The 15,886-nt window shown below is 37.6% G+C and carries 11 protein-coding genes; 4 read left to right on the forward strand and 7 right to left on the reverse strand.

Annotated elements, in window-relative coordinates; genetic code table 11:
• Window positions 1-5: 5 nt before the first annotated feature.
• The 6 genes from ppk1 to purH form a co-directional block, all read right to left on the reverse strand.
• On the reverse strand, window positions 6-2,315 hold the full coding sequence (ppk1, locus tag QM481_RS23350) for a polyphosphate kinase 1 (protein WP_283383571.1): 2,310 nt from the start codon (window positions 2,313-2,315) through the stop codon (window positions 6-8).
• A gap of 48 nt (window positions 2,316-2,363) precedes the next feature.
• On the reverse strand, window positions 2,364-2,582 hold the full coding sequence (locus QM481_RS23355; protein ID WP_283383572.1) for a hypothetical protein: 219 nt from the start codon (window positions 2,580-2,582) through the stop codon (window positions 2,364-2,366).
• A 562-nt stretch (window positions 2,583-3,144) separates the two neighbouring features.
• A complete protein-coding gene (locus tag QM481_RS23360) occupies window positions 3,145-3,696 on the reverse strand; it encodes a YbhB/YbcL family Raf kinase inhibitor-like protein (RefSeq protein ID WP_283383573.1) in 552 nt (183 codons plus the stop codon).
• Between the two features lie 150 nt (window positions 3,697-3,846).
• Window positions 3,847-4,692: a helix-turn-helix domain-containing protein gene (locus QM481_RS23365; protein ID WP_283383574.1), complete on the reverse strand. Its 846-nt coding sequence runs from the start codon at window positions 4,690-4,692 to the stop codon at window positions 3,847-3,849.
• Between the two features lie 271 nt (window positions 4,693-4,963).
• Window positions 4,964-6,925 carry a DNA topoisomerase (ATP-hydrolyzing) subunit B gene (gene gyrB, locus QM481_RS23370; protein WP_283383575.1) on the reverse strand — a complete coding sequence of 654 codons (1,962 nt, stop codon included), beginning with the start codon at window positions 6,923-6,925 and terminating at the stop codon, window positions 4,964-4,966.
• Between the two features lie 492 nt (window positions 6,926-7,417).
• Window positions 7,418-8,938, reverse strand: a complete 1,521-nt coding sequence (gene purH, locus QM481_RS23375; protein ID WP_166551658.1) for a bifunctional phosphoribosylaminoimidazolecarboxamide formyltransferase/IMP cyclohydrolase — start codon at window positions 8,936-8,938, stop codon at window positions 7,418-7,420.
• Window positions 8,939-9,299: 361 nt separating this feature from the next.
• Here purH and QM481_RS23380 point away from each other — a divergent pair, with 361 nt between their 5' ends.
• The 4 genes from QM481_RS23380 to QM481_RS23395 all read left to right on the forward strand — a co-directional run bounded on the left by QM481_RS23380 (window position 9,300) and on the right by QM481_RS23395 (window position 13,742).
• Window positions 9,300-9,908 (forward strand): GDSL-type esterase/lipase family protein, encoded by a 609-nt coding sequence (locus QM481_RS23380; RefSeq protein ID WP_283383576.1) that lies wholly within the window; start codon window positions 9,300-9,302, stop codon window positions 9,906-9,908.
• A gap of 53 nt (window positions 9,909-9,961) precedes the next feature.
• On the forward strand, window positions 9,962-10,690 hold the full coding sequence (locus QM481_RS23385) for an esterase family protein (RefSeq protein ID WP_166551660.1): 729 nt from the start codon (window positions 9,962-9,964) through the stop codon (window positions 10,688-10,690).
• Between the two features lie 250 nt (window positions 10,691-10,940).
• Complete coding sequence (locus QM481_RS23390) at window positions 10,941-12,317, forward strand: cytochrome P450 (protein WP_166551661.1); 1,377 nt, start codon at window positions 10,941-10,943, stop codon at window positions 12,315-12,317.
• 459 nt (window positions 12,318-12,776) lie between these two features.
• Window positions 12,777-13,742 carry a DUF8428 domain-containing protein gene (locus tag QM481_RS23395; RefSeq protein WP_283383577.1) on the forward strand — a complete coding sequence of 322 codons (966 nt, stop codon included), beginning with the start codon at window positions 12,777-12,779 and terminating at the stop codon, window positions 13,740-13,742.
• A gap of 298 nt (window positions 13,743-14,040) precedes the next feature.
• Here QM481_RS23395 and QM481_RS23400 read toward each other — a convergent pair whose 3' ends face one another.
• Window positions 14,041-15,825, reverse strand: coding sequence for a D-alanine--D-alanine ligase family protein (locus QM481_RS23400; RefSeq protein ID WP_283383578.1), 1,785 nt, complete (start codon window positions 15,823-15,825; stop codon window positions 14,041-14,043).
• Between the last annotated feature and the right edge of the window lie 61 nt (window positions 15,826-15,886).

The following is a 15,886-nucleotide window of genomic DNA, read 5'->3' on the forward strand; positions in this document are numbered from 1 at the left end:
TTAGACTAAATACTTTCTAATTCAATATGCTCTGGCTCTGCTGTTTCTGCAAACAAGCGAGCTTTCATTACATCTTCTAGTTTTACATTAAAGAATACCTTGTGAATATCAAAAGGTTCAATTCCTAAATCTTCTGGATTAGCCAAATGCTTGTATGAACCATCCTCTTGCATTTCATACGTATTGACGTTGTCACGTAAATTACATTGTAAAATATGAATCGCCTGTTGACGTACTTGGTTGGTCACCAACTCAAATAGCGACTCAATACGACGGTCAAAGCTTCGTACCATAACGTCGGCAGAACCACCATATACTCTAGGACTTCCATTGTTATGGAAATAATATACACGAGTATGTTCCAAGAAATCTCCTACGATTGAGCGTACTTTGATATTATCTGATAAACCTTTGCGTCCTGGACGAATACAACAAATCCCACGCACAATTAACTGGATTGGCACACCAGCCTGAGAAGCTTTGTACAGCTCATCGATGGTGATTTTATCCTGTAATGAGTTTATTTTGATACAAATACCGCTAGGCAAACCCGCTTGAGCATTTTTGGCCTCATTACGAATCATATCTACCAATTTATTACGCATCTCACGAGGAGCCGTAATCAAGTATTTATAACTATGAGGCTGCGAATGCCCTGTGATTACATTAAAAAATTCAGAAATATCACGTGTAATTACCTCATTGGTTGTCAACAAACCAATATCGGTATAAAGTTTTGCTGTATCTTCATTATAATTCCCTGACGACAAGTGAGCATAACTTACCACTTGATTACCTTCAGAACGAATCACCTGCAAAAGCTTCGTATGTGTTTTTAGACCTGGAATACCATAAATTACAAAACAGCCTGCATTTTGAAGGCGCAAGGCTTCACGGATATTGTTTTCTTCATCAAAACGAGCTTTCACCTCAAACAATACCGAAACGTGTTTACCATTTTCGGCAGCATGAAGGAGCGCATCTGCAATACGAGAATTTTTAGAAATACGATACAACGTAATCTTGATTGCCAAAACCTGAGGGTCGTCGGCAGCTTGTTCAAGCAATTGCAAAACAGGTTCAAAATTGTTGTACGGATGGTGCATCAAAATATCCCCTTGGCGTACTGTCTCAAAAATATCGGCCTGTTTTACCGTTGATAAGCCCAATGGAGGTACCGCAGGATGCTGCTGCACCAAACGACTTTTAAACTCTGGATATTTAATAATTTGCCAAAAAGCCGTAAAATCGATGAGGTTTTCATAGTAAAAGATACCATCTTTTTCTAGCTTCCAACGCTTCATCATCATTTCGAGCATCCATGGCGAACAATCAGGTTCGATTTCGATACGCGTTACACGACCCAAACGACGGTCTTTGATTTTCTTCTTGATTTCGTCGATAAAATCTGTTTCTGAATCTTCATGCTCTACCACATCAAAATCACCATTACGTGTGATACGGAAAAGGGCAATCGATTCAATTTCTACATTTTTGTAGAGTTTCCACATTTCATGACGAATAATCTCTTCGATTGGGAAGAAGACAATTTCATCCTCACGCTCAAAAACAAAAAAACGTTTAAGGTTTTGTGGAATTTGCACAAAGCTGATTTTACTATTATCACCTTTGAGAGGTTCATTTTTGATAAAATCTATTTCACCAGAAGGTATGCGAGTAACCACCCCAAAAATTAGCGTTTTGGCCAGCAAACTTGGAAAAGTGTGCGTTTGGTCAAACACCATTGGGGTAAGCATTGGATATATCGTGCGATTGAAGTAATCGGTTACTTTCTCAAGTTCTTCAGAATACAAATCACCAATCTTAATAATTCTAAAGCCGTTTTCAGTACATAGTGGTACGATTTCTTCTTTATAAAGGCGTTGTTTTTCTTGGACAAAAGCTTGAGTAGCAGCCATCAAAGTTTTTTTGAATGGAATTTCTCTCAAACCAGAATAGTCGCTACGCTCCTTACCAAAGTCGATGTAGTTATATAAAGAACCAACTCTAATCGAAAAAAACTCATCAAGATTTGAAGCCGTAATCGCCAAAAATTTCAGTCGGTCAAATACATTTCTTCGTGAGTCACGTGCTTGGTCTAATACCCTCTCATCGAATTTTAACCAACTCAAATCTCGACTGATATAATCCGACTTCTCTATAACGTCATAAGAGCGATTTATGACTTTTTCAAGACGACGTTTTTCCTCTGGTGTTTGTTTCGTATTCATAAAATTACCCAAAAATGAAAAAAGATTCTCGACTAGAGAACCTATTTCACCGCGTTTACGATATTTTCTTCTTAGTCGTTGCATAAATTTTCAGAGGTTATACTATAAAACCTTAACGAAAACCTTGCTATTTTATTCTTGCATCCCACCCTTAATTGCTTCATAATCAGAACGTAAACGACCCATTTCTTTTACCAAAAAGGTTTGTAATTGTGCATTAAATTCCTTTTGATCTTCTGGAGATAAAGAAGCGTATAAATCCTTCAATTCTTGGTTTATTGAGGCTCTTTCCTCAGCAGAAGAGGCATTCATTGAACGAATGTGAAACTGTTTAAAATTAAATTCTGACATTGTAAATGGTGGAATAGACAAATTTAAGGTTTATCATTCATTGTAATATTAACAAAACGTTAAATTAACAAATGCCAAGCCTTTTAAAAAATTTATGGAGCGAAATGTTTACCCTATTATAGAAAAAATATGATTCTATCATCAATAGAAAGGTATAAGGGACATAGATAGGGCTCTTGCGACTCATTTTTTTAAAGTCAGTCTCCTACTCTTGCTAAAACTATAACTTGTTACTCGCTTACTTTATTTCAAAATTGTATTTAAAAAAGATTACTCCTCACTTTGTCTCTCATTAACATCAAAGCCATGAGTCTTTCCTGATTGAGTGAATGGTGGTTGAGTGATTATGCAAAATTTGTATTCTCGCAGTAGAGACGCAATAATTGTGTCTTAAGCCAAGTCATATCTAACATAGTAGCATCAAAAAAGCGGTCGAAAAATATTTTTCGACCGCTTTTTTGATAAAAACTTGGAGAATAACCCTATCCTAAAAATTCGGGATGACTCATGTTTGATAATCTGTGAAGATAAATCTGTTGATTTTCTCGTTTGCGAAGCTTTATTATCTTTTGTAGTAAGATACGATAGACGCTTTCGCTAAGGTATTTTGCCACAAATAGAATCCTACAATCTCAGGATTTGTATTTTCGTCTAAGCCCAATTTATCTGTTTTCAAAGCATGAATTGTAAAAATATATTGGTGAATGCCATGTCCTACTGGTGGACAAGCTCCTCCAAATCCTTTGGCACCATACGAAGTAATACTCTGGATAGCACCTTTTGGAGCTAATCCTTTTGTCAAGTCACCTGCACCTGATTTTAATTCTTTAACATTAGCAGGAATATCAAAAACTACCCAATGCCAAAAACCACTTCCTGTTGGTGCATCTGGGTCATATACCGTAATGGCAAAGCTCTTTGTTCCTTCTGGAGCATTTTCCCACAACAATTGAGGTGAAATATTTTCACCACTACATCCGAAACCATTAAACTCTTGTTTTTTGGTAAACTGTCCACCAATATCGTTACTTTTTAAAGTAAAAGTTTGTGCATAAGTACCTGCAAAAGCTGTTAAAACAAAAGCTACAATAAGTAATAATTTTGAGCGTAACATATTAATAAGGTTTTAATTGATAAGAATAAAGGTTTTTAGCTAGTAAGATTATTCTTTCTGCTAATATCCTTTTGTACACTACAAAATTACAGGATTGAAATCTAATAGGGGTATTGCTTTCGGTTTAATTACTTATGAAAAAAGGTCAAACTAGGCAATCTGTCTTGGACTTACGCCAAACTGATGCTTAAAGGCAGCGCTGAAATTAGATAAATTCTCATAGCCAAATAACTGGTATATCTCCGAAGCTTTCATTTCCCCTTGGCTTAACATTTCCTTGGCTCGTGCGAGGCGCTTGGCTTGTAACCATTTACCAGGGCTTTCATGGTAGATACTCATAAAATGACGTTTGAAAGTAGACAAACTCATATTACACAAAAAAGCAAGCTCTTCTAAATTAAGATTGGTATAAAGATTATCCTCTATGACTTTTCTAAAGGAAACTTCTTGCTGATTGAGTAACAGTCCTTGTAGAAACACCACAAACGAGTCGCCATATTTGTCTATCAAATAAAGCATAATTTCTTCCCATTTTAAGGTCAATATAGCCGAATTGAGCAACTGAGGCTTTTGAAGATACAACCTCAGCGACGTAACCAAATGCTGAATGTAGTTATCTTGTTCTAGGACAAAAAAAGCATTTTGTCCTTCTGCTTTCGCTCGAACAAACTGAGGGTATTTCAGAAAAAAGTTAGATACATTTTCTGATGAAAAGAATAACAACACACTCTGATAAGAACTACTATCGCCCAAACATTCGGACATCAAACAATTGCCTGATGCCATCACTACAGCATATTGCCTATCAACCTGTACAGTATCATTCGAAAAATGTATTTTCTTTTGTCCATGTACCAAAAAACTAATCACATGCTGACGCAAAGTCACTTTGCTATTAAGATGATCTTCGGCAGCATGATAATCAAAGACATTCAATTCAGGTAAATCTCCCGTCTGAAACAAATCTTGTGGTATGGTATGCGTGGTCGCCTGCATGGATAATAGCTGATTGAGTGGGTGAGTGATTTAGTAATTTTTAAAAATCTGTATTCCAACAGTAGAGACGCAATGTTTTGCGTCTTAAGCCGATTCATTTCTGGTATATATTAAAAAGGCGGTCGAAAAACCAATTCCGACCGCCTTTTTAATAGAATATTTTAGCAAATAGTTCATGAGCTTTAGACACAAAATATTGTATCTCTACGAGTAAAAGTCATAAAAAACAATCACTCATTCACTCAATCACAACTCAAAAATAGTAAGATGACTAAACATCTACTTTCGCATATTTGGCATTTTTCTCAATAAACTCACGACGAGGAGCTACTTCATCGCCCATCAACATAGAGAACAAGTGATCTGCCTCAGCAGCCGATTCGATCGTTACTTGCTTCAAGGTACGGCTTTCTGGATCCATGGTTGTTTCCCAAAGCTGTTCGGCGTTCATTTCACCCAAACCTTTGTAACGTTGTACACCTACCGAACTTTCTTTATCACCTCCTAATTCACGAATCGCTTGGTCACGTTGTGGTTCAGTCCAACAGTAACGTGATTGTTGACCTTTTTTCACTAAATACAAAGGAGGTTGAGCAATATAGATATAACCATTGTCTACCAAATCCTTCATATAACGGAAGAAGAACGTCAAAATCAACGTACGGATGTGAGAACCATCGACGTCGGCATCGGTCATGATAATGATTTTGTGGTAACGCAACTTTTCGATATTCAAAGCACGCTCATCACCATCTTTACCAAAGCTTACACCCAACGCCGTAATCATATTCTTGATTTCGTCGTTTTCGTAAATTTTATATTCTTGCGCTTTTTCTACGTTCAAGATTTTACCACGCAAAGGCAAAATTGCTTGGAATGCACGGTTACGACCTTGTTTTGCCGTACCACCCGCAGAGTCCCCTTCTACAAGGTACAACTCACAAGTAGCAGGGTCACTATCCGAACAGTCAGCCAATTTACCTGGCAATGAGTTACCACCCAATACCGTTTTACGCTGCACCATTTCACGAGCCTTACGAGCTGCATGACGAGCTTGTGCTGCCAAGATAACTTTAGCAACGATTTGGCGAGCCTCTTTTGGATGCTCTTCCAACCAAGTTTCAAGCATATCAGACATCGCTGCTGATACCGCACCCGAAACTTCACCATTACCTAATTTTGTTTTAGTCTGACCTTCAAATTGCGGTTCAGCTACTTTTACTGAGATTACGGCAGTCAAACCTTCACGGAAGTCATCACCAGCAATATCAATTTTTAGTTTATCTAAAGCACCTGATTTATCTGCATAGTTTTTCAAAGTACGAGTCAACGCACCACGGAAACCAGCTACGTGAGTACCACCCTCGATGGTATTGATGTTGTTTACATACGACACAACGTTTTCTGAATACGAAGTGTTGTACATCATTGCCACCTGTACAGGAACGCCATTTTTGTCACCCTCCATGTAGATTGGTTCTGCAATCAAACGTTCACGAGTAGAGTCCAAATAAGTTACAAACTCACGCAAACCACCTTCAGAGAAAAATTCGTCTGATTTTGGCACGCCATTTTCATCCAAATCACGAAGGTCTGTCAAATATACTTTGATACCTGCATTCAAGAACGAAAGCTCACGCAAACGGTTTGCTACGGTTTCGTATTTGTACTCAGTAACCGTAAAAATCGTATCATCTGGTTTGAAATGTACGGTTGTACCTGTACGGTCTGCAATACCGATTTCTTTTACAGGGTATTGAGGTACCCCGATTTTATATTCTTGTTGGAAGATTTTTCCTTCACGATATACCGTCACTTTCAAGTCGGTAGACAAGGCGTTCACACAAGATACACCTACACCGTGCAAACCACCAGATACTTTATAGGTATCTTTATCAAACTTACCTCCTGCGTGTAATACTGTCATTACAACCTCCAAAGCAGACTTTTTCTCTTTAGAGTGCATTCCCGTAGGAATACCACGACCGTTATCTTCTACTGTAATCGAGTTATCTACGTTGATGGTTACTTTGATTGTATCACAATGACCCGCCAAAGCCTCATCAATTGAGTTATCTACAACTTCCCAAATTAGGTGGTGAAGTCCCTTAATACCCGTATCTCCAATATACATGGATGGGCGTTTACGTACTGCCTCTAAACCCTCTAGAACTTGGATATTGTCGGCACCATAGTTTGCTTTGTTGTCGATTGTTTCTTGAATTTCTGACATATCTTCTTTGAAGTTGTTACTTTAATTAGGGCGCAATAAGCATGCGTAGCTTGTTATAAATTACAGTTTGTTAATGATAAAACGTACCAGAAAGTAAAGGAAGTATAAGGTGCTTCCTTGAGTGGACTTGGGTAGCGATTGAAAACCTGAGCAATTCGTGGGTTTGTATGCTGAAAATTTTGTAAGGATAACAAGTCACTTTCTTTGAAATTTTGCTTTAAAACGTAAAAATACGAAAAAAGTATTGCTTTACCTACAAATAACGGCACTTTAAGGGCTTTAAAAGCCTAAAAAAAGGGCATTTTCAAGGGCTTGACTTTCGAAATTTTCAGGAAATATTTTTTTGAAGATAAAATCAAAAATAATTGAAGAAAAAGGAAGTGTTTTTACGATTCTTTTGAAGCCTACATATTGTGTAAGTGGTAGTACTGGAACCTACCCAATAGAGCATAAAAACGCCTCAATCTGGCTGATTGAGGCGTTGGATATTTTCTAGTGTTTGAAGTGTCTCACACCAGTCATTACCATTGCTAAGCCATTGGCATCGCAATAGGCAACAGAATCTTTATCTTTAATAGAACCACCAGGTTGTACAACCGCCGTGATTCCTGCTTTGTGAGCAATTTCAACACAGTCAGGGAATGGGAAGAACGCATCCGATGCCATTACTGAACCAGTCAAATCAAAACCAAACTCATTTGCTTTTTCGATGGCTTGTTTCAAGGCATCCACACGTGAGGTTTGACCTACACCTGAGGCGATTAATTGACCATCTTTTGCCAATACAATTGTGTTAGATTTTGTATGCTTACAAACTTTCAACGCAAATTCTAAAGCTTTCAATTCTGCTTCAGTAGGAGCTTTTTCAGTTACAGTACGCATTTGAGGAGCTGTTTCAGTAGCCAAATCTTTATCTTGCTCTAAAACACCATTCAACAAAGTTTTGAACATTTTCTTACCAAATGCCACTTCATTGCGTCTCAATAAAATACGATTTTTCTTTGTTTTCAAAATCTCAAGTGCTTCTGGTGTGAACGAAGGAGCAATCAAAATTTCGAAGAACAATGAGTTCATTGCCTCAGCTGCTTCAGCATCTACTTCGCCATTAGTCGCCAACACGCCACCAAACGCTGAAATAGTATCACAAGCAAATGCATTCAAGTACGCTTGTTTTACCGTTTCGGCAGAAGCCACACCACAAGCATTAGTATGCTTGATGATCACAAATGAAGTTTGAGTAAACTCATCCAACAATGTAATACAAGCATCTACGTCAACCAAGTTGTTATAAGAAAGTTCTTTACCATTTAATTTCTCGAAAAGCGCTTCCAAATCGCCATAGAATGTAGCAGTTTGGTGAGGGTTTTCACCATAACGCAACGAGTGGTTTGGTAAAGCTTTGAAATCATAAATATCTGTTGTGTTGCCAGAGAAATACGCATGAATAGCCGTATCATAATGAGATGACACGCCAAACGCCAACATGGCAAAACGCTTACGGTCTGCTAAGTCAGTTCCACCATTTTTAGCCTCTAACAATGCTAATACTTCTGCATACTGTGTACGAGAAGAAACAATCAATACGTCATTGAAGTTTTTAGCAGCACCACGAATCAATGAGATACCACCGATGTCGATTTTCTCGATGATGTCGTCTTCAGAAGCACCACCTGCTACAGTTTCTTCAAATGGATAAAGGTCCACAATTACCAAGTCAATCGAAGGAATTTCGAATTGAGCTGCTGTTTGCACATCGCCTTCATTGTCACGACGGTATAAAATTCCACCAAATACTTTTGGGTGCAAAGTTTTTACACGACCACCAAAAATAGAAGGATAGCTAGTAAGATCTTCTACGGCAGTTACAGGAATACCCATTTCTTCGATGAAAGTTTGAGTACCACCTGTTGAGTAAATTTTTACCCCGTTCTTGTGGAGGAGTTCAACAATTGGAGCGAGTCCGTCTTTGTAATAAACCGAAATGAGGGCTGATTGGATTTTTTTGGATGACATTGTTTTGATACATTTTCGGCTAGTTGCTCGTTAGGGCTTTAGTTTATGTGTGTTACCCTACAACTAACCTCGTCAGAATGAAAGTGCAAAAATAAGCAATTTTGTATTTTTCGTAGTGCTTTAAGGCAATTTTATCTAAAACAAATAACTATTTATAGGTCATTTAGATAAATCGTCTATCCTATCTACACAAGAGTTTGTGTAAAATTGACACAGCCAGCCCTTTTGTTTAAAGTCTTTTGGCTATATTTGAATGATGCTGTAACCTTCAAGGTGGTTAGCAAATGGCTTTATGCTGTTTTGCTTTCTGAGAGTCAACAGTCCACACCCAAATATCATAACCCTGTTATCCATTAAAGTCATGTTTTGGTACGAAGAAGAAGTTAAACGATTAGAGAAATTACAAAAAACCTTAGAATATCAACCCCAAACGGCTTTTTATGGAAGTTCGACTTTTACGCTTTGGCAATCGCTTTACCAAGACTTTGCACCTTTCCAACCTGTAAACTTAGGCTTTGGTGGCTCTACATTAGCAGCCTGTACTTGGTATTTTGATAGAGTATTCAAATACCAAAAGTCTCTCGATAATATTATCGTGTATGCGGGAGACAATGACTTGAGCAATAATCGCCATCCAGAGGAAATTTATATTTTTCTTTTTCAGCTTTTTGAAAAAGTCAAAGAACGCTATGGCGATATTCATTGCTCTTATGTTTCGATTAAGCCCAGTCCGATTCGTTGGTATCTCAACGACCAAGTAAAATATACTAATATGATTATCAAAAACGAGATTGAAGCTCGTCAGAATCCCTATTGGCATTTTGTAAATATTTATGATAATTATTTAGGATACGACAATCGTCCCAATCCACAATACTACGAAAACGACGGATTGCATTTCAATACACAAGGACATACTATTTTGAAGGAAATTTTATTGAAACATTTATCTCAAATTAAACAAGTTTAAAAGATTTCCTATTAAATTTCTGACCTATCAATCCCTTTTAAAATTCCGCTATCATGACCCGCTCATACCACCAATGGTTTAGTCCAAACCTTCAAAAAAACATGGAGTTACTGGTATTTGGGCATACTGGAACACGTGTACTATTTTTTCCTACAAGGGCTGCAAGGTTTTATGACTATGAAGACTGGGGAGTAATTGCTGCCATTCAAGACAAAATCGAAGCTGGATATTTACAGGTCTTTTGTGTAGATAGTGTAGACGCCGAAAGTTTATACAACGAATATATCACTCCTCGCGAACGCATTGTACGTCATATTGCTTACGAACAGTATATTATACAGGAGGTGATTCCGTTTATGCATCAAATCAATCCTTTTAGTGATATGATTTCGGCAGGTTGTAGCTTGGGGGCTTACCATGCTATCAATGTAGCAATGAAATATCCTCATTATTTCTGTAAAGCGGTAGGCATGAGTGGACGCTATGACTTGACTTGGGCGACAGGATATTTTAGGGATTTGTTTAGCGGCTACCACGATGAGGATATTTATTTCAACACGCCTATTCAATTTATTCCGAATCTTCAGGACGAGCAAACACTTGCCGATTTACGCAAAATGGATATTATTTTAGCCATCGGACAAGAAGATGCGTTTTTGGAAAATAACATTCATTTTAGCGAAATTCTTAACCATAAAGATATTCACCATCATTTGTACGTCTGGGACGAAGAAGCTCACAAAGCTCGCTATTGGCGCAAAATGGTACAGATATATCTTTAAATTGAGTGAATTGATATTGAGTGATTGAGTGTTTTACATTTACACAATCATTTATTTTACAGATAGTTAATCATCCATATAGGATTACACGAAGGATTTCTAACTATTACAGATTTGAGATTTCTGATTTCGAAAATACTGAAAAGTAAGTTACATTTCCGTAATCCAACATCCGATATCTGAAATGGGTAATTTTTAAAATCATTCATAAAGCACCAATACTCAACTCCTTTTATTTTACTAACAATCTATGTTTCTTAAAAAAGCTCCAGTGGTCAAAGGTGTGTTTTTCTTTGGACACGCATTAGAATTTGGACGGGATCCTCTTACTTTTTTGCTTAAACTTCAAGATAACTACGAGCGTATTGCACAATTACGGATTGTGTACCTCAAAGTCAACTTGCTGCTCAACGCAGAGGACATCAAATATGTGTTACAAGAAAACAGCAAAGCCTTCGTCAAAGGACGTGCTTACAGAGTTCTTGGACAGGTGTTAGGAAATGGTATTTTGACGAGTCATGGTGAATTTTGGCATCGCCAACGTAAGCTAGCACAGCCTGCTTTTTATAAGCAGCGTTTGGCCTTGTTAGTCGATATCATGAACGACGAGACGATGACTTTGATTAAACGTTGGGAAGCTAGCCTCCAACAAGAAAATGGTTCTTCTATCCTACCTATGACCAAAGAAATGATGGCGACTACCTTAGTAATTGTCACCAAATCGTTGTTTGGCACGGGTATAGACGCCAATAAAATCGCTCATATTTCTCAGGATATTGATACCCTCAATGAAATTTTGAGCTTACAGATGCGTACTCCTGTAAGATTCCCAATGTGGGTTCCCACCACAATCAATCAGCGCTTCAAAGCTTCGTCTCAGCGGTTAGATGCTGTCATTCAAGAAATTATTAGTACCCGCAGAAATGCCCTTGAATCTAATCCAGAGGCACAATTTGATGATTTATTGCAAATGCTTATCACTGCCAAGGACGAAGAAACGGGCGAACAAATGACCGACAAGCAACTACGAGACGAGATAGTTACGCTGTTTATTGCTGGTCATGAAACAACCGCCATGGCAATGTCTTGGGCCATGTATCTGTTGGCGCAACATCCTGATATAGTCCAAAAAATGCGTCGCGAGTCGAACGAGGTATTAGGAGAGAATTTACCCAATTTTGAGAATATCCGACAACTAACTTACACCGCACAAGTAGTGAACGAGGTACTAAGACTATATCCTCCAGCATGGGCAATTAGCAGACAAGTGATGAATGACCAAGCACTTGGAGAGTATTTGATTCCTGCTAAAGAACAAGTGTTTTTTTGTCCGTATTTGTTACACCGCAACAAAGCCTATTGGACAAATCCAGAGGAATTTAATCCTGACAATTTTTTGCCAGAGCGAATAAAACAACGCCCAAGTTATGCGTATTTACCATTTGGAGGCGGACCTAGACTTTGTATTGGAAACAATTTTGCCTTGATGGAAATGCAAATTATGTTAGCCCTATTAGTCAAACATTTTGATTTTGAAAAAATGGAAAATGTGATTCCTGATCCACAAATTACCCTCAAACCAAAAGGTAATATGCCCATCAAAGTAAGAATGAGTAGTGAGTTTTGAGTGTATTTTTTGATTACTAATATTTTACCAACTTAATTCTATACGACGGTTTAAAGCGGTAGGCTAAAAATTAAAAAGTATTTCTCATGAAGTAATAGAAACTTCTTTGCCTAATGCCTACTGCTGATTGCTAAAAGCAAACATTATAATAATCCAGTAAATGGTATCACTTACATGATGCTTATATGCTTAGAAAAACGTACATTAGTAAAGCTTTCTGAGTTATAAGCCTTATCCTTGTTTCTGCTAATTTCCAATTTGTCCATCTATATCCACGTTTGGATAGTTTTGCAACACGCACCATTACATTGAATTTCAATCAATAATCCCTAATTTTCATCAATACGCACAAAATATTGATATTTCAAATGAAAATTTATTTCGGTTCAAAACTTTATCTATTATTGCAACCGTAATTTATGGTAAAATATATCTTTTCATTTTTAGTACTTTATTATTATGAATAATCAAAATTCGCCTAACTCAAGCAACAATAGCCTTCTCAAAATTCTTTTGGGACTTGCGGCTGTTGTTATTTTGGTTTTAGGCTATATGCTATTTAATGCAAATCAAAAAACTGAAAGTCAGGAATCTATCATTAATCAAAAAATTGAAGAACTGACTGCGGTACGTACTCGTTTGGATTCTATTTCAACACAACTAGATGCCAAAATCGCTGAAATTAAGGAGCTTGGCGGCAAAGTTGAAGAACTGGAACACTTGAAGGCTCGCTTAAATCATGACAAAGCCGAACTAAAAAATACCAGTAAGTTTGACAAAAATACCTACGAAGAGAAAATCCAAGAATACATTGCTTTACTATCTGAAAAAGACCAACAAATCAATAAGCTTCGTTCAGAGAATGAAAGTTTGGTGAAGGAAAAAGGTATTCTTACACAAGAGAAGGAAGGCGTTGTACGTGAAAATACAGGCTTACGTGCCGAGCGTGAAGTCCTTACTCAATCTGTTACTGAAGAACGTAGTAAAAACGAAGAACTAAGCAAAAAAGTTAGAATTGGTGCTCAATTAAAAGCCATCAATATTCAGGCACTGGCAGTGAGTTCTCGTGGAAAGGTACAAGATGGAGGCAATTATAAATCAAAGAAAATGAACCAGTTATTGATTATTTTCACGCTTCCTTCTAACCCTTTAACAGAGCAAAATGAAAAGGAAATCATTCTTCGTATTCTAGATCCAACGGGTGCTGTGATTTCGGATAGTGCATTAGGCTCTGGAATTTTCCAATTTAATGGCATCGAAACGGCTTACACTTCCAAAAAAGTCATAGAATATACGAGTAATGACCAACGTGTTGAAATGCTTTTTAGTCGTGGCGAAAACTCAAGGTATAATGCTGGTAATTATACAATAGAATTGTATGCTGAAGGATTTAAAATTGGACAAGGCGTATTTAGCGTTAAATAAATTGAGTGAATAGAGATTGAGTGAATGAGTGATTATGTTAAAATTGGTATATCAACCGTAGAGACGTAATACTTTACGTCTAAAACTGAGTTCTATCTAGCATCAAAAAAAGCGTTCGAAAAACAATTTTCGAACGCTTTTTTTGATAAAAATTATTGAATCATGTTTGTTTCAAAATTCAGGATGACTCATGTTTTGATACTACTACGCTACCTCTGACTCGGCTTAAGACGTAAAATATTACGTCTCTACGAATTCAAATAATCACTCATTCACTCATTCACTCAACCACTAAATACTACAGCGTAATCTCTAAACCAGCTACAAAATTCTGCTGTGCTTGGCATGTTGATAAGATTGTGGATAAGTCTATTTCTTCCACAGTTCCAACCAATTTACCCGTAAAATGTAGTGTAATTGCCTCCGCATTGATTCGAGTCTGAGTAATCAATGGATGAACTGAACCATCTAATGCCTTCACAATATCTTCAGCAAATTCTTTAAACATGATGTTCGTAGGAAGTTTATAATATTTGGCTGAAGAAGCGTCATTTCCTGTCACAAAAATAGGAACAGGAAGCGAATCCGCGCTAGCTGCCAAACGACCATACGCTTTTTTTGCTTCGGCATAAGATGCCTCTTGCGCTTCGGCATCGAACCCACCAAACAAAAAGGCTACTTGCTTACGAGAAGCCAAACCTGCAATACGTGTAGCAATAGCTACATCTAATTTTTCCAATAATAACTGAAACTTGATGGTATTTTTTCCTGTACGAATACGCTCACGAATCGATTGACGAATGAAATAAGTAATCGCATCGGTCACATTCAAACCGATTTCAGCCATTTGCTTAAAAATCAAGGACGTTGGTGACATACCAGGAATAGTATTTGGGTCGTGCAATAGCACTTCGCCTTCTGGTGTCAAGAAGCCATCGATACGTGTACAAACGCCAAATTTTAAGGAGTCAAAAGCTTTCTTGACATCTGCTTGTACCTTATGTAGATTATCTAACGTAGTTTCAATAGGAATACGTTTGCGTGTTGCAGAAGATTGATATTTTGCTTTAAAATCAAAAACCTCTACACCAGCAATGATCTCGGTTGGTGGTAATGCCACCGACACGCAATCTGGCGTTTGGATTACCCCACAACTAAATTCTTGTCCTTTTACAAAACTTTCAAATAAAACAGCATCTTCAGCATTACTAGAAATCAACTCAGCTTTGGTATTTGCCTGTGCAAAATGTGCATCAAGTTTCGTCAATAATTCCGCAGGATGATATACTAATTCGTTGTTCAATGCCACTGGTAAACCGATCCCTTCATCGAGATTCGCCATTTTCTGAACATATTCTTTCTTGTCAGAGGTATTCCATTCTTCAGCACTTACTTCTCTAATAAAGAAGCACTGTTTTACCGCTTTTACAAAATCACTTACCTCATCTTTTTTCACAAAAGCTACCCCAATAGATGACCCTTGGTGTGGAGCTTTTACCACAAATGGTAATCCAACTTGTGCTTTGATTTGTTCGAACAAAACACTAGCCTCTTCTTGCTCAAAAGATTGACGAGTCAATGTTGCTGTTCTTTTGTTAAGACCTACTGCCAAGCGAATCAAATCATTTTGGGCAATTTTATCAATCCCAATCGAAGAGCCCATCACACTTGGACCTGAATATGGAATACCGTACCATTCCAACAAACCTTGAATACTGCCATCCTCGCAACCAGGACCGTGCATAGCAATAAAGGCAAAATCGAAGTGAGACTTAAACTTGTCGGGTGAAATACGTGTACCAATGGTTTGAAGCATGGTATCAAGTTCTTCATCAGACAATTGCCCTAACGATTCTGAGTATATCGTGTAGTCGCCTTGATAAGATTTTGGGGGATAAAAATCACGAATAGCGCTAGAATATACCAGCGACTCATTGAGAATGATGAAGTTTCCTGTGCCGTCTACAAAAATTGGAACAGGCGTAAAAAGTGATTTGTCGATGTTTTCCATCGCCGTTTTACCACCTGCAAAACTAATTTCACGTTCACGAGCGGGCCCGCCAAAGAAGATACCTATATTCATGCTTGAAACGCCCGATTAAGCAATCGGGATTAAACGTTGAAGAGAATGCTATTTTTGGCGT

Source organism: Flectobacillus rivi, from assembly GCF_030056655.1.
GTDB classification, from domain to species: Bacteria; Bacteroidota; Bacteroidia; order Cytophagales; family Spirosomataceae; genus Flectobacillus; species Flectobacillus rivi.